The sequence below is a fragment of the Pedococcus ginsenosidimutans genome, assembly GCF_039544395.1.
Taxonomy (GTDB): Bacteria; Actinomycetota; Actinomycetes; order Actinomycetales; family Dermatophilaceae; genus Pedococcus; species Pedococcus ginsenosidimutans.
Genome location: NZ_BAABLO010000011.1, coordinates 538,763 through 553,703 on the forward strand (window position 1 = coordinate 538,763; position 14,941 = coordinate 553,703).

The window sequence follows — 14,941 nt, forward strand, 5'->3', positions numbered from 1 at the left end:
TCAGCCCTGCGGCGTGGCGGAGGGCTGGGGCTTGATCCAGTTGGGGGTGCTGGCGTCGAAGCTGATCTTGGCCGGGTCGAACTTGCCGTAGCGCGGGTTGATCGTGATCTTCGCCTTGGAGGCGAGGTCGACCGCCCGGCCCTGCTCCTCGCTGGTCATCTGGTTGAAGGCGAGGCTCGCCCGGACGAGCTCGAGCGTGGCCGGCGAGGGGTCCTTGATCGCGGCCACGGCCTGGCGGGCGGCCGAGTCGGACAGGCCCTTGCCCGCGCCGTCGGCGACGGTGTTGATGAAGCCGGCCATGACCAGGCTCGCCACGGCGTTGGCCGTGGTGATGCCGGAGTCGGGCTGCGCCTCGAGGATCTGCCGCGACGCCTCCTGGGCCTCCTGCTCGGTGATCCGCTGGCCGTTGACGATGGCGGCGGTGTCGGCGGACGCGCAGCCCGAGACCCCCAGCACGGCCACGGCGACCCCGGCCACGAGCGACCCACGCAGGACGCGAAATGCCTTCACGGACTTCCCTCTCTCCAAGCTCATCAGGTGAACGCTCACCGGGCCGGCACCGCACCCTCGCGGGTGCCCACCCGGGCGGCGTCGGCGACGCTGCCCAGCATGACGGCACGGATGAGGTCGCTGGCCCACTGCAAGACTGCCGTGTCACGCAGCGGTTTGCCAGCCACCCTCGCCGTCATCGGCTTCGGCACGAGAATCGTATGCACCGCGTCCTTGACCAGTGACTTGGGGTAGAGCCGCTGCAGCCGCAGCTGCGCCGACTCGGGCAGCTCGACCGGGCCGAACCGCACGTAGTTGCCCTGGACCGAGATGTCGCCGACCCCGGCCGCCCTGGCCACCGTGCGCAGCCTCGCCACCTCCATGAGGTTGCGGACGGGCTCGGGCAGCGGGCCGTAGCGGTCGAGCAGCTCGGCCTCGATCTCGCCGAGCTGGGCCTCGTCGACGACGCTGGCGAGCTTCTTGTAGGCCTCGAGGCGCAGCCGCTCCCCCGGCACGTAGTCGTGGGGCAGGTGGGCGTCGACGGGGAGCTCGATCTTGATCTCCGCGGGCGCCGTCTCACCGTCGCCGCGGAACTCGGCCACGGCCTCCCCGACGAGCCGCACGTAGAGGTCGAACCCGACCCCGGCGATGTGGCCCGACTGCTCGCCGCCGAGCAGGTTGCCGGCACCACGGATCTCGAGGTCCTTCATCGCGATCTGGATGCCGGCACCGAGGTCGGTGTGGCTCGCCATGGTCTGGAGCCGGTCGTGGGCCGTCTCGGTCATCGGCTTCTCGGGCGGGTAGAGGAAGTAGCAGTAGGCCCGCTCCCGCCCACGGCCGACGCGCCCGCGCAGCTGGTGGAGCTGGCTGAGGCCCAGCACGTCGGACCGCTCCACGATCAGGGTGTTGGCGTTGGAGATGTCGAGGCCCGTCTCGACGATCGTGGTGCAGACCAGCACGTCGAACTTCTTGTCCCAGAAGTCGACGACGACCTGCTCCAGCTTGTGCTCGCCCATCTTGCCGTGGGCCGTGGCGACCCGGGCCTCCGGGACGAGCTCGCGGATCCGTGAGGCGGCCCGCTCGATGCTCGAGACCTTGTTGTGGACCAGGAAGACCTGTCCCTCGCGGAGCAGCTCGCGCTTGATGGCCGCGACGATCTGCTTCTCCTCGTAGGCGCCCACGTACGTGAGGACCGGGTGGCGCTCCTCCGGCGGCGTCGCCAGGGTCGACATCTCCCGGATGCCGGTCACGGCCATCTCCAGCGTGCGCGGGATGGGCGTGGCGGACATGGCGAGGACGTCGACGGCGGTGCGCAGCGTCTTGAGCTGCTCCTTGTGCTCGACCCCGAACCGCTGCTCCTCGTCGATGACGACCAGCCCGAGGTCCTTGTAGCGGATCTCCTTGGACAGCAGGCGGTGCGTGCCGATGACGAGGTCGACCGACCCGTCGGCGAGGCCGGCGATGGTCTCGCGGGCCTCCTTGTCGGACTGGAACCGCGACAGCGCCCGCACCGTCACCGGGAACTGCTGGTAGCGCTCGGAGAACGTCTGGAAGTGCTGCTGGACCAGCAGCGTGGTCGGCACGAGCACCGCCACCTGCTTCCCGTCCTGGATCGCCTTGAAGGCGGCCCGCACCGCGATCTCGGTCTTGCCGTAGCCGACGTCGCCGCAGATGAGCCGGTCCATGGGCACGCTGCGCTCCATGTCGGCCTTGACCTCGTCGATGGAGCTGAGCTGGTCGGGGGTCTCGACGTAGGCGAAGGCGTCCTCGAGCTCGCGCTGCCACGGGGTGTCGGGGCCGAAGGCGTGGCCGGAGGTGGCCATGCGGGCGCTGTAGAGCTGGATCAGCTCGGCGGCGATCTGCTTGACGTAGCGGCGGGCCCGGCCCTTGGTCTTCTGCCAGTCGCTGCCGCCCATCTTGTTGAGGGCGGGCATCTCCCCGCCGACGTAGCGGGTGACCTGGTCGAGCTGGTCGGTGGGCACGAAGAGCCGGTCACCCGGTTGGCCGCGCTTGCCCGGGGCGTACTCGATGACGAGGTACTCGCGCGTCGCGTCGCCGACCTTGCGCTGCACCATCTCGACGAACTTGCCGACACCGTGCTGCTCGTGGACGACGTGGTCGCCCGGCTTGAGCTGGAGCGGGTCGACCTGGTTGCGCCGCCGCGAGGGCATCTTGCGCATGTCCTTGGTCGAGCCACCCTGGCCGGGGGTCCCGGTGAGGTCGGTCTCGGTGACCAGCGCGAAACCGCTCCCGGGCGCGAGGAAGCCCGAGCCCACGGACCCGGTCGTGAGGTGCACCATGCCGGGCGCGAGGTCGGTGAGGTCGGCGTCGAGGCGCGCGGGCACCGACTCGCCGGCGAGCACCTCGGCGACACGTCGCGCCATACCGGGGCCCTCGGTGACCACGACGACGCGCCAGCCGTCGCCCACCCACCGCTGCAGGTCGGCGACCGCCTCGGGCGTGGACCCGCGGTAGCGCGCGACCTCCTCGAGGCCGGTGTTGACGACGACGACGGCGTCGTCGGCGAGCTCCTCGTCGGCCACGAACGGACCCAGGTCCCACCACGGCACACCGGCCTCGCTGGCGTGGGCCCGCAGGTCGGACAGGTTCCAGAACGACGCGGTCCCGAGCAGCCCCTGCAGGTCGATGGGGACGGCGTTGCCGGCCGCGGCGTTGGCCCAGCCCGCCTCGAGGAACTCCTGGCTGGTGGCGACGAGGTCGTGTGCCCGGGTGCGCACGCGCTCGGGGTCGCAGACGACCACGGCGGTGCCCTCGCGCAGGGTGTCGAGCACGCTCTCCATGCCGTCGACGAGCGCGGGTGCGAGGGACTCCATGCCCTCGACCGCGATGCCCTCGGCCAGCTTGGTGAGCAGGTCGGCGGCGCCGGGCAGCTGGTCGACCAGCGCGCGGGCGCGGTCGCGGACGGCGTCGGTGAGCAGCACCTCGCGGCACGGGGGCGCCCACAGGCCGTGCTCGGCCACCTCGAGGCTGCGCTGGTCGGCGACCTTGAACCAGCGGATCTCCTCCACCGTGTCGCCCCAGAACTCGACACGGACCGGGTGGCCCTCGGTGGGTGGGAAGACGTCGAGGATGCCGCCTCGCACGGCGAACTCGCCGCGGCGCTCGACGAGGTCGGTGCGGGAGTACGCGGCTGCGGCGAGGTCCTCGACGACCTGCTCCAGGGGGGCCTCGTCACCGGCGCGAAGGGCCACCGGGCGCAGGTCACCGAGCCCCTTGGCCACGGGCTGGAGCACCGCACGCACGGGCGCGACGACGACGTCGAGGGGGCCGTAGGTCGGGTCGTCGGGGTCGGGGTGGCTCAGGCGGCGCAGGACGGCCAGGCGCTTGCCCACGGTGTCGCTGCGGGGGCTGAGCCGCTCGTGGGGCAGGGTCTCCCACGCGGGGAAGTCGGCCACGCGGTCGTGGTCGAGGAAGCAGCCGAGCGCGGACACGAGGTCCTCGGCCTCCCGCGTGGTCGCGGTGACCGCCAGCAGCGGCCGCCCGGCCTCCCGGGCGAGGGACGCCACGAGCGCCGCACGGGCACCGGTGGGGGCGGAGATGTCGACAGCGGGCTCACCGGCGCGGGCTGCGGCGAGGGCGCGGGCCACGCCGGGGTCGGCGGTGAGCGCGTCGAGCAGCGGGGCGAGGGTCATGGGGGGGCTCCTGCTCACGGCTGGGTACAGCACGAACGCCCCACGGCAGCTGCCGATGGGGTGTCTCCAACCCTAACCACCGACGCCGACAGCGCACCCGCGGGTGGACCTCGGGCGGCCGGTGGGCCACACGCTCATCCCTTTGGATGAGCCACCTCTGGACCGGTCCTCAGAGGATTGACGCGCAGGTGGTGGACCGGCGCGCACCGTGAGGGCGCCCGGTCGACCGGGCAGGGCAGCAGGGTCCTGCGGCAGCTGGAGGGGCGCCGCGACGACCGAGGATCGAGCGGGACGCGATGGCGTCCACAGGGGTGGTGGACATGGGACAGCAGAGCAACGGCCGACGTCGGGGAACGGCTGCCGCCCTGCGCGTCGCGGGACCCGGCTCATGACCCTCGTCTCGGACCGCCAGACGCCGCCGGGTGGTCCCGGCGCGGCCCCGCAGCCGGCAGCCGCCGTGCCGCCGCTGGGCGAGCTCCCCGACGCCACCCTCACGCCTGCCCTCGTGCACGACCTCCTCCTCGGGCTCGCCGGTGTGCTGCCGCGTGGCCAGGTGCTCGGGGCCCCGCTGGTGCGACGCGCCCGCCGCGCCGGCCTCGGGGGTGCGGGAGAGGTCACCCTCGTCCTCCCCACCGCCGAGGCCGCCCAGCGAGCCCTGGCGAGCGGTCGGCTGGTCCTGCGCGACCAGGAGCACACCCCGCTGGCCCTGCTGGAGGAGCTCACCGGTGTCGCCGGCAGCGACGCCGCCGTCACCGGGCTGCCCCGTCGGCTGCGTCTGCGCGAGTCGCGGGCCGCCGCCCACCCCGAGGTCGACTTCGACCTCGAGGGCCTGCACCACCGGCCCGTCCTCGTCATGGGTCGGCCGGCGACGAACGCCGACCTCGCCGACCTCGCCGGCTGGTGGACCGACGGCGAGCCCCCGGTGGTCCTCGTGGCCGAGCAGAGCGACCGCCACGACCGCGTCTGCACCGCCACGCTCCTGCGGCTCGCCGAGGCGCTCGTCGCCGGGATGGGCGGCGGCGCCGACATCCTCACCGTCCCCCTCGAGGGACGCGACGGCCCGAGCGACGCAGAGCTTGCCCGGCGGGTCGCCGCCCGGCTCCACGCCGTGGACGTCCGCATGCTGCTCGACGACGCCCCCGCCGGGAGCGCCGACACCTGGCACCGGGCGCGCTCCTCGCTGCTCGACGGACGCGGCGAACCGCACCTGGATGCCTTCCCGGCCGACACCCACGAGCTGCTGCGGGCCTGGCGCCTCCCGCGCTCGCGGCGAGGGCTGGTCGTGATGTTCACCGGCTTCTCCGGCTCGGGGAAGTCGACCCTGGCGCGCGACGTCGCCGACTGGGTGGCGACCCACAGCAGCCGCACGGTCAGCCTCCTCGACGGCGACCGGGTGCGGCAGCTGCTCTCGTCCGGGCTCGGGTTCGACGAGGCCTCGCGCGAGCTCAACGTCCGCCGCATCGGCTACGTGGCGGCAGAGGTCGCCCGCCACGGCGGCATCGCCATCTGCTCCCCCATCGCCCCGGCGGCCACGGTGCGCGCCGAGGTGCGCGCGATGGCCGAGTGCGTGGGCGACTTCCTCCTCGTGCACGTCTCCACCCCGCTCGAGGAGTGCGAACGGCGCGACCTCAAGGGCCTGTACGCGGCCGCGCGGCAGGGCACGGTCCCCCACTTCACCGGCATCTCCGCGCCGTACGACGTGCCCGTGGACGCCGACCTGCGCGTGGACACCTCGCGCGTGGAGCGGCCGCAGGCCGCACGCATGGTCCTCGACACGCTCATCGACGGCGGCTGGCTCTCGGAGGAACGCAGATGAACATCGACCCCATGATGGTGCTGGCGTCCTTCGGCATCGGCATCGTCGTCGGCCTCACCGGCATGGGTGGGGGCGCCCTCATGACCCCGGTGCTGGTGCTGTTCTTCGGCATCCCACCGCTGACCGCGGTGTCCAGCGACCTCGTCGCCGCCGCCGTGATGAAGCCGGTGGGGTCGTTCGTCCACCTGCGCCGCGGCACCGTCAGCCTGGGGCTCGTCAAGTGGCTTGTCGTGGGCTCGGTGCCCTCGGCCTTCTGCGGCGTGCTGCTCATGCGGATGCTCGGTGACGGCGAACAGCTCCAGCACATCGTCCAGGTGGCCCTCGGGGTGGCCCTGCTCATCGCCGCCACCGGCCTGGCCGTGCGCGCCTACATGCGCCTGCTCGAGCGGGCCGCACGTCGTGACGGCACGGCCGAGCCGCTGCCCGTGGGGCCCCCGCGGGTCAAGCCGCGCATCCTCCCGACCATCGCCATCGGCGTCGTCGGCGGGCTCGTGGTCGGCATGACCTCGGTGGGCTCCGGCTCCCTCATCATCATCGCGCTGATGGCCCTCTACCCCACCCTGAAGGCCAACTCCCTCGTCGGCACCGACCTCGTGCAGGCCGTGCCGCTGGTGATGTCGGCAGCCCTGGGGCACATCTTCTTCGGCGACTTCCAGCTGGCACTGACCGCCTCGCTCGTCATCGGCAGCGTGCCCGGCGCCTGGCTCGGGGCCCGTGTGTCCTCCCGCGCCCCGGGCGGCCTCGTGCGCCGGGTCCTCGCCTTCGTCCTGCTCGCGTCCTCGCTCAAGCTCCTCGGCGTGCCCACCCTGACGACGGGGTTCGCGCTCATCGCCCTGGCGCTGGCCGCCCCCGCGGCGTGGATGGTCGTCCGCCACCGCCACGGCTTCCCGGCCCTGGCCAGCCGGCGCCGCCGGGCCCCGCGCGCTGCCGTCCCCGAACGGCTGGCGTCATGAGCGCCCTGCCCGCCACGGGCGCGGCCAAGGGAAGCCCCGGCCGCCACTCCGCGCGTCCCAGCGTGCCCACCTCGCTCGGGGGCAGGGTCGCCACCGTCGCGGCCGCGGCGCTCGTCTGCGCGGCGGCGATGGTCTCGGGCATGTCCGTCGGCGGCGACAACAAGACCCTCGTGGTGCTCCCGATCGTCGGGGTGGTCGGGCTCGGGGTGGGGGCGCTGGCCCTCACCCGGTTCGCGCCCTTCGTCCTGCTCCTGCTGGGGGTGCGGTCGAGCCTCGACGTGGTCAAGCTCTCCGGTGCCTCGGCCGGCAACACCGCCACCAACAACGCCTCGCGGGGCATGGACCCCTCGAGCATCGTGGCCCTGCTGTTCCTCTGCGCCGCCGTCCTGTGGCTGCTCGCGCAGTACTCCAGCGGTCGTCGGCTCAAGGGGTCCCCGCTGCGCATCGCCCTGCTGGGCCTGGTCGGCGCGGGAGCCGTCAGCGTCATCGGCTCCGAGGTCCCGTCCGCCTCGGCCATGGAGGTCATGCGGATCCTCTCGTGGGTCATGATGTTCATCGTCCTCGAGCAGCTGATCGTCGACCGGCGGGCGCTCCAGAGGGTCCTGTACGCCGCCTACGCCGGCCTCGTCTTCCCCCTGGGCTACACCGTGGTGCTGATGCTCATCGGCAACCCGCCGTCGGAGGTCAAGGGCAGCTTCACGCGCATCACCGGGCCGTTCCTGCAGTCCAACACCTTCGCGCGGTTCCTGGCCTTCATGGTCGTCTTCGGGGTCGCGCTCTACCCGTCGCTCTCGCGCCGCCAGCGCTGGGCGATGGCGCCTGCCCTCGCCCTCTCGTCGCTGTTCATGCTCATGACGCTGACCCGTGGCGCCATCCTCGCCACCGTCGTGGGGGTGGTCGTCGTCGCCGTCGTCCAGCGGCGCAAGGGCGTGCTCGTCGGGTTCGCGGCCTCGGCCCTGCTCGCCGTCGCCCTGGTGCCCGGGCTCGGTGCCCGCTTCGCGACCGTGACGGACACCCAGCAGCAGCTGCCGGGCGGGCCCGAGACGGGCAACAGCCTGGCGTGGCGCCTGACGTACTGGACCGAGGTGCTGCCGCTGGCCAACAGCAACCCGGTCACCGGCATCGGCCTCAACATGACCCAGTACCAGACCGACGCGGCGAAGCAGCCCCACAACGACTTCATCCGTGCCTACGTCGAGACCGGCGTCCTCGGCCTCGGGGCCTACCTCGCGATGCACCTGCTGCTGCTGCGCAACGGCATCGCGGCGATCCGCAACTCGGTCCGGGGCACCTTCGAGCACGCGGTCGGCGCCGGCGCGCTCGGCTGCGCCATCTGCTTCCTGCTCGGCAGCGCCGGCGCCAACGTCATGTCCAACGTCGTGAGCCTGTGGTACCTCGTCACCTTCTCCGCGGCCGGCTCCTACATCGCCCGGCGCAACCCGGTCACCGGACGGATCGACGGCCTGTACCCGTTCGGCCGGCCCCTGTCCGCGTCCGCGCCGGTCGAGGACGCCCCCACGCCGGTGGCGTCGTCGTCGTGACCGCCGGCACCGAGGGAAGGGTCGAGCGCGCGCGCCCGCCGAGCTCGACCATCACCCGCATGGGCCGCGGCGGGGGGCTCAACCTCGTGGGGGCGGTCTGCAACCAGCTGTCCCTCTTCGCGATCATCTCGGTCCTCGCCGGACTGGGTGAGCGCGAGGTCGGGCGCTACGCCTCGTGCTTCGCCCTGCTCTCCCTCCTGGGGCTGCTGTCGCTGGCCGGGTTCCGTTCTGCGATGACCAAGTTCGTCGCGATGCACGTCGCCGACGACGACCCACGGCGTCTGCGCGGCACCGTCCGCCTGGGCCTGGGCCTGACCGTCGCCGCGTCGGTGGTCATCGGGGCCGTCCTGGCGCTGTCGGCCCCCTGGCTGGCCCCCGCCCTCGGCGACGAGGGACTGGTCACGGGCATCCGCCTGGTGGGCCTGACCCTGCCGGCCGCCACCATCTCCGACGCCGCCCTCGCGGCCACCCAGGGCTGGCGCACCCAGGTGCCCTTCACCGTCATCGGCCGCATCATCGACCCGGTCGTTCGGCTCGTCCTCACGGTCGCGGCCCTGCGCGCCGGACTGGGGGTCGACGGGGCACTGTGGGCCCTGGCGATCTCGTCGTGGGCCAGCGCGCTGCTCGCGCTGCTCTCCCTGCGCAAGCGGATGCGCCCCGTGCCCCGGGTCGCCGCCCGCTACGAGGTGCGCGAGATCTTCGGGTTCTCGATGGTCAGCTGGGCCTCGGCCCTCGCGGCCACAGGGCTCATCTGGGTGGACACCCTGCTGCTCGGCGCGCTGCGCGGCCAGCACGACGTCGGCGCCTACAACGTCGCGACGCGGCTCGTCATGCTGGCGGTGTTCGTGATGGCGCCCATCAACGCGTCGTTCACGCCACACCTCGCCCACCTGGTCCACACCGACCGGCGCGAGGAGGCCGCCCGGGCCTACGGCAGCGCCGCCCGCTGGATCCTCATGCTGTCCATGCCCTCCTTCATCCTGCTCGTCGCCTTCAGCTCCCAGCTGCTCGGCTACTTCGGCCACGGCTACCGCAGCGCGGCGTCGGTCACCGCGATCCTCGCTATGGGTCAGCTCGTCAGCGCCGCGGCCGGCCCGTGCGGGACGGTGCTCAACATGTCCGGGCGCGTGATGCTCAACATGCTCGACAACGTCGGCGTGCTGGTCCTCAACATCGTCCTCAACCTGGTGCTCATCCCCCGCCACGGAGTCGTGGGGGCGGCCATCGCGTGGAGCGCGAGCCTCGTCACCGCGAACGTCGTCAAGGTGCTCCAGGCGCAGCTCGTCGTCGGCATCCACGCCGCAGGCGCCGGCCTGGCCAAGATCGCCCTCGCCACCGCCCCCGCCGTGGGCGCTGCTTGGCTCGTCAGCCGCTGGGTGTCGACCTGGACCGACGTGGTGCTCCTCGCCGCCCCGGTGGTCGTCGTGGTGTTCTTCGGCGCCATCGTCGGACTGGGCCTCGACGCAGAGGACAAGGCGCTCACGCGTTCGCTGTTGCGAGGCAAGGCATTTCGTCGCGGCCCGGTGGAGAAGAGCGCATGACCGCCACCCCACGGGGCCGCGTCGCGTGTGGGCCTCAGCAGACCTTCCCGGAGATGGACACGGCGGTGGCCGCCATGTCGCGCGACTTCGCGGCGTCCCCCGTCACGGCGGCCACGAGTGCGTTGAGCGACGTCGTCTCGGCTGCCGCCTGCGCGGTGGCCGCCTTCACCGCCGCGCCGATCTCGGCCGGCGTCGGCGTCGCCCCTACCGGCTGCGACGACGCGAGCTTCGAGACGGCGGCCGCAGCGGACTGCAGCGCGGCGATCTGCGACCGGCGTGCGGCCGCAGCCGCCGGCACCTTGGCGCCGGCCGCCGTGGCCTTCGCGGCCCCCCACCGGGTGAGCGTCACGCCCGACGCGACGCGGGAGCAGCTGCGGCTGGTGCTGGGGTATGCCGCGGCGCGAACGTCCTTGAGCCCGTTGCGTGCCGATGCCGTGCCCGTCGTCGACGACGCCTTGATCGCGTCCAGCGCGGCGTTGGACTTCAGCACCCGCGACCGGGCCGCCAGGGTGTTGAGCGCCGCCGCCAGGGCCGGGTCGGTCGTCGCCACGGGCGTCGAGGAGCTCGTCGAGGTGGTCGAGCTCGACGGCGTCGTCGTGGTGGAGCTGGACGACGTCGAGGAGGTCGTGGTGGGCGGCGAGCCGCCGTCCCCCGAGGCGCACCCCGCCAGGAGGCAGACGGCCAGTGCAGTGGTCACCAGAGTGTTGTGTCGCATGGCAGGAACCCCTCAGGTCGTCGGTCGTGCCCCGCGCACATCCTCGCACCTCGTGCGGTCCCTCGGGGGCGATTCACGCGATACAGGGGATGTCTGGACGAACGCCTTCCCCAAGATGACGAAAGGCTCGGAATCCCCTGTGAAATCTATCAATCCGGCTCGTCGGGAGCGGCGCGCAACTAACGTTTCCACGGTGGACGGAGGCGCCTCCGGCGCCCCCTCCACGCAGCGAGGGGAAAGAGGACGGATGAACCCACGCAGAGCCGCCGGTCGCGTTCTCAGCCCGCTTCGCGCGGGCCTCCCGCACCGCAAGGGCATGGTGCCCGGATACCTCGTCGTGGGCACCAAGCGGGGCGGCTCGACGTCCATCGCGCACTACATCAACCAGCACCCCGAGGTCGCGCCCTGCCGCACCAGCAAGGGCACCCACTACTTCGACGTGCACCACGGCCGGGGCTGGTCCTGGTACCTGTCGTGCTTCCCCCCGGCCAGGGACGGGCAGCGGCTGACCGGTGAGGCCAGCCCCTACTACATGTTCCACCCGCTCGCCCCGGAGCGGATCGCCCGCGAGCTGCCCGACGTGCGCCTAGTGGTGAGCCTGCGCGAACCGGTCGCACGCGCGTGGTCGCACCACCAGTACGAGACGCAGCAGGGCTACGAGGACCGGCCCTTCGCGGAGGCTCTGCGCCTGGAGGACGAGCGCCTGGCCGGCGAGGAGGAGCGGCTGCGCCGCGACCCGTCGTACGAGAGCTTCTCGCACCGGCACCACGCCTACCTGCGCAGGGGGCACTACGCGGAGCAGCTCGAGCGGCTCTACGAGCTCTTCGACCCCGAGCAGGTGCTCGTCCTGCGCAGTGAGTCGATGTTCACCGACCCCCACGGTGAGCTGGACCGCGTCTGGGCCCACCTGGGCCTCTCACCGGTGACCCTGGACGGTCTCGACCGCCTCAAGGCCACCCACCGCCCGCTGGACATCGACGATGACCTGGCGCGCGAGCTCGACCACCACTACCGGCCGTGGAACGACCGCCTGGCGAAGCTGCCCGGCGTGGGGTTCACGTGGTCCGACACCACCACCCGAGGGGACTCATAACCGTGGAGATCATCGACTACCTCAAGGCAGCGCGGCGTCGGCTGGCGCTCGTCATCCTCCTGCCGCTCATCAGCATGGGCGCCACGGCCGGGCTCCTGCTCAGCCAGGCGCCGACCTACACGGGCACGGCGGTGGTGGACCCGCCTGCCCTCGTCGGCAGCCTCGACTCGCAGTACACCGGGGCCCAGGGCGTCAACCAGTTCGTCTCCGCGTTCGAGGCGACCTCGTCCGGACCCCTGGTGCGCCAGCAGGTCTCCTCCGAGACCGGGGTGAGCACCACCAACCTCAACGACGAGCTGGTGGTCACCCAGCGGCTGACCAGCGCCAGCCTGGCGGTCACCTACACCAGCCCCAAGAAGAGCACCGTGGTGCCGGTGCTCAACGCCGTGACGACCGCGACGCTGCGCACCCTCTTCGAGAGCCAGGTGCAGTCGGCGCAGGCGCGTGTCGACGCTGCCAGGAAGACCGTCGACGACGCCTCCGCGGCCGTGGGCGCCTTCACCGCCAAGTACGCGATGGCCGACCCGCAGAAGGCCTACGAGGCCCAGCTCAGCCGCGTCAACAGCCTCGTGCAGCAGCAGGCGTCGTTCACCGCGGCAGGCAACTCGGTCGGCGCCGCCGCCATGGGCAGCCCGATCGCCGCGGCCAAGGCCGACCTCGCGAAGTTCGGCCCGATCCTCAACGAGTTCACGAAGCTGACCGCGGCGCGCGACACCGCCGTCACCGGCCTCGACGAGGCCAACGCCAAGCTGTCGAGCGCGACGGTCCAGCTCGCCAACGCCGACCCCACCAAGATCGTGTTCATCGGTGGCGCCCACGCTGTCGACCGGACGCCCCAGGTCCTGACCACCACCGCCTCGGTGGGTGCCGCGGCCTTCTTCCTCGCCCTCGTCCTCGTCCTCATCCTCGAGGTCGCCGCCCGTGGCCGCCGCAGCCGTGAGGCCGGTGCGGCCAGCGCCGAGTTAGGAGGCAGCGAGGCTGCCGGGACCGAGGCCGCAGGCACCGAGGCCGTCGGCACCGAGGCCGCCGGCCGCCCGGCCCACGCCGCCGCGACGACCACCTCCGACGCCGGGCAGCCGGCCGCCTCGGCGGTGGCCGTTCCCCCCGCCGGGCAGGGCGGTGCCACGACGAAGAGCGGCGCGGACAACGTCACCGAGCCGTCCCTCCCGCGGCCGGCCACCAGGGGCTGACGGGCGACCACCATGTCCATCACCGAACCCGGGACCCGCACGTCCGAGTCGTCGGTACCTCGCACGTCGACCGCGCCGATCTTCGTCGTCGGCTGCCAGCGGTCCGGCACGACGATGCTGCGCCTCATCCTCGACTCGCACTCGCGCATCAGCTGCGGGCCCGAGACCCGCTTCCTCGAGGACATGGAGCGCATCGTCGGGTCGGACTGGAAACGCCTGTCGCAGTACGGGTTCAGCCAGGAGGAGTGGCTGCGCCGGATCGCCGACTTCTTCGGCGGCATCCAGTCCGACTACGCAGCGGGCCGCGGCAAGCAGCGGTGGGCGGACAAGAGCCCGCGGTATGCGATGAAGCTCGACTTCATCGTGCGGCTTTTCCCCGACGCGCAGATCGTGCACGTCATCCGGGACGGGCGTGACGTCGCGGTCTCCCACCGCAAGCGCTTCGGGTACTGGTCGTGCGTGAAGTCGTCGGTGAAGTGGCCGCGCTACATCGCCGAGGCCAGGGCGGGCGGTGCGGCGCTGCCGGTGCACCAGTACCACGAGCTGCGGTACGAGGCCCTCGTCACCGACCAGGAGGCCACCCTGCGCGGGCTCATGGACTTCCTCGGCGAGGAGTGGGAGCCGGGCATGCTCGACTTCGAGTCGCACGCCCACGACGTGCCCGCGCGCTACCACGTCCAGGCGACGTCCCGCCGCGCCGGCGAGGGCACCGAGGCAGCCGTCTACTCCTCCCGTGTCGGCACCTACCGCAAGGAGCTCGACCCGTTCATGCGCCTGCTCTTCCAGCTGACCGCGCGACGGACGCTGCGCGAGCTGGGTTACCAGTAGCCCTACGGCGCAAGGCGATCCACATGACGAGGCCCCCTCCCTGCGGAGGGGGCCTCGTCGTGGTGTGCGTCGTGGCTCAGGGCTTGAGGCCGAACGCGGCATCGTCGCGGATGGACGACACCCCGGCGTCCCCCGCGTGGCCGAGCAGCGGCGAGGCCGACCCGACCATCTGCTGGATGCCCTTGAGCACCGAGTAGTGGTTGTAGGCCACCGACGAGACGCCACCGGCCTGGGTGGACGGGGTGATGACGATGAGCGGCACGTAGAAGTTGCTGCCGTTGCCCTCGTCCCAGGTGATGAGGATCGCCGTGTTGCCCGACTGGTACTCCGGCGAGCTCAGCAGCTGGGGGATGAAGGTCTTCGCCCAGTTGTCGCCGTTCTGGATGCGCTGGTTGACCGTGGTGTTGGGCACCAGGTGCATGATGTGCGGCTTGTTGGGGATGATCAGGTTGAACTTCGCCGACAGCGTGTCGGCGGGGTTCGCCGGGAACGGGCGCGCGTTGGCCTTGCACAACGTGGCCTGGGTGCGCGTGTAGTACTGGAACGGCGTGTGGTTGATGACGAAGTCGCCGCTGCTCTTGAGCTGGCAGTTCGTCGTCATGGACTCGCCCCACTCCACCGCGTCGTTGCCCATGAGCTCGAAGATGCTCTTCGAGGCCTGGGGCCAGACGGTGGTGTCCTTGTTGGAGGTGATCTCCAGCTCGGAGGTGCAGACGCCGTTGCCGTCAGCCGTCTTGCAGCCCTTGTAGCCGGACGTCAGCGCGATGTAGTTGGTCAGGCTCGTCGTGGACAGCGACAGGTCGTTCTTGCTGTAGCTGCAGGCCTTGATGAGCGAGTTGAGGTAGGGCGCGTCGGTGGTGTTGGCGACGATCTTCTTGAGTGGCTTGTTCTCGAACATGATGAGGGCGACGTGCGTGTAGGTCGCCGGTGCCGCCGCACCGGTGCCGCACGGCGCCGAGACGGTGGGTGCGGCAGTGGTGCCGGCCGGCCGGACCGAGCCGGCTGCCGCGCCTGGTACCCCCGCGACGACGAACGCTGACGACGCCAGCGCGGCCGCGGACGCGAGCGCGAGTGACTTGCCTTTCATGGAACCTCCCCTGGTTGGTGTTGCCTCAGACAACC

11 protein-coding genes are annotated in these 14,941 nt (G+C 72.0%); 7 read left to right on the forward strand and 4 right to left on the reverse strand.

From position 1 onward, the window contains the following. Together ABEA42_RS13470 and mfd are read right to left on the reverse strand one after the other, a co-directional pair. Nucleotides 1–510, reverse strand: a complete 510-nt coding sequence (locus tag ABEA42_RS13470; RefSeq protein ID WP_345504041.1) for a hypothetical protein — start codon at nt 508–510, stop codon at nt 1–3. Between the two features lie 35 nt (nt 511–545). Beyond that, nucleotides 546–4,142: a transcription-repair coupling factor gene (mfd, locus tag ABEA42_RS13475; protein ID WP_345504042.1), complete on the reverse strand. Its 3,597-nt coding sequence runs from the start codon at nt 4,140–4,142 to the stop codon at nt 546–548. Nucleotides 4,143–4,530: 388 nt separating this feature from the next. Between mfd and cysC the strand changes: the two genes are divergently transcribed. From cysC to ABEA42_RS13495, 4 genes are read left to right on the forward strand one after another with little or no spacing between them, the layout of a single operon-like run. Continuing rightward, nucleotides 4,531–5,958, forward strand: coding sequence for an adenylyl-sulfate kinase (gene cysC, locus ABEA42_RS13480; RefSeq protein ID WP_345504043.1), 1,428 nt, complete (start codon nt 4,531–4,533; stop codon nt 5,956–5,958). Then, a complete protein-coding gene (locus ABEA42_RS13485) occupies nt 5,955–6,911 on the forward strand; it encodes a sulfite exporter TauE/SafE family protein (RefSeq protein WP_345504045.1) in 957 nt (318 codons plus the stop codon). Before cysC ends, ABEA42_RS13485 begins: the two co-directional genes overlap by 4 nt. Next, a complete protein-coding gene (locus ABEA42_RS13490) occupies nt 6,908–8,452 on the forward strand; it encodes an O-antigen ligase family protein (RefSeq protein ID WP_345504047.1) in 1,545 nt (514 codons plus the stop codon). The genes ABEA42_RS13485 and ABEA42_RS13490 overlap by 4 nt, the downstream gene beginning before the upstream one ends. Beyond that, on the forward strand, nt 8,449–9,993 hold the full coding sequence (locus ABEA42_RS13495; RefSeq protein WP_345504048.1) for a flippase: 1,545 nt from the start codon (nt 8,449–8,451) through the stop codon (nt 9,991–9,993). Before ABEA42_RS13490 ends, ABEA42_RS13495 begins: the two co-directional genes overlap by 4 nt. Before the next feature lie 34 nt (nt 9,994–10,027). Here ABEA42_RS13495 and ABEA42_RS13500 read toward each other — a convergent pair whose 3' ends face one another. After that, nucleotides 10,028–10,690, reverse strand: coding sequence for a hypothetical protein (locus ABEA42_RS13500; protein ID WP_345504050.1), 663 nt, complete (start codon nt 10,688–10,690; stop codon nt 10,028–10,030). 265 nt (nt 10,691–10,955) lie between these two features. Here ABEA42_RS13500 and ABEA42_RS13505 point away from each other — a divergent pair, with 265 nt between their 5' ends. Genes ABEA42_RS13505 through ABEA42_RS13515 form a run of 3 tightly spaced genes read left to right on the forward strand, consistent with a single transcriptional unit; the run spans nt 10,956 to nt 13,819 of the window. Beyond that, complete coding sequence (locus ABEA42_RS13505) at nt 10,956–11,801, forward strand: sulfotransferase family protein (protein ID WP_345504051.1); 846 nt, start codon at nt 10,956–10,958, stop codon at nt 11,799–11,801. A gap of 2 nt (nt 11,802–11,803) precedes the next feature. Further along, on the forward strand, nt 11,804–12,991 hold the full coding sequence (locus ABEA42_RS13510) for a GumC domain-containing protein (RefSeq protein ID WP_345504053.1): 1,188 nt from the start codon (nt 11,804–11,806) through the stop codon (nt 12,989–12,991). Nucleotides 12,992–13,003: 12 nt separating this feature from the next. Continuing rightward, entirely contained in the window at nt 13,004–13,819 is an 816-nt protein-coding gene (locus tag ABEA42_RS13515) for a sulfotransferase family protein (RefSeq protein WP_345504054.1), read from the forward strand. A 76-nt stretch (nt 13,820–13,895) separates the two neighbouring features. On the opposite strand, the gene ABEA42_RS13520 is transcribed toward ABEA42_RS13515, so the two are convergent. Next, nucleotides 13,896–14,906 (reverse strand): alkaline phosphatase family protein, encoded by a 1,011-nt coding sequence (locus ABEA42_RS13520; RefSeq protein ID WP_345504056.1) that lies wholly within the window; start codon nt 14,904–14,906, stop codon nt 13,896–13,898. Between the last annotated feature and the right edge of the window lie 35 nt (nt 14,907–14,941).

Coding starts and splice junctions, on each gene's coding strand:
- ABEA42_RS13490 (WP_345504047.1), top strand. CDS start 6,908: ATGAGCGCCCTGCCCGCCACGGGCGCGGCCAAGGGAAGCCCCGGCCGC.
- ABEA42_RS13505 (WP_345504051.1), top strand. CDS start 10,956: ATGAACCCACGCAGAGCCGCCGGTCGCGTTCTCAGCCCGCTTCGCGCG.
- ABEA42_RS13515 (WP_345504054.1), top strand. CDS start 13,004: ATGTCCATCACCGAACCCGGGACCCGCACGTCCGAGTCGTCGGTACCT.
- mfd (WP_345504042.1), bottom strand. CDS start 4,142: ATGACCCTCGCCCCGCTGCTCGACGCGCTCACCGCCGACCCCGGCGTG.
- cysC (WP_345504043.1), top strand. CDS start 4,531: ATGACCCTCGTCTCGGACCGCCAGACGCCGCCGGGTGGTCCCGGCGCG.
- ABEA42_RS13485 (WP_345504045.1), top strand. CDS start 5,955: ATGAACATCGACCCCATGATGGTGCTGGCGTCCTTCGGCATCGGCATC.
- ABEA42_RS13520 (WP_345504056.1), bottom strand. CDS start 14,906: ATGAAAGGCAAGTCACTCGCGCTCGCGTCCGCGGCCGCGCTGGCGTCG.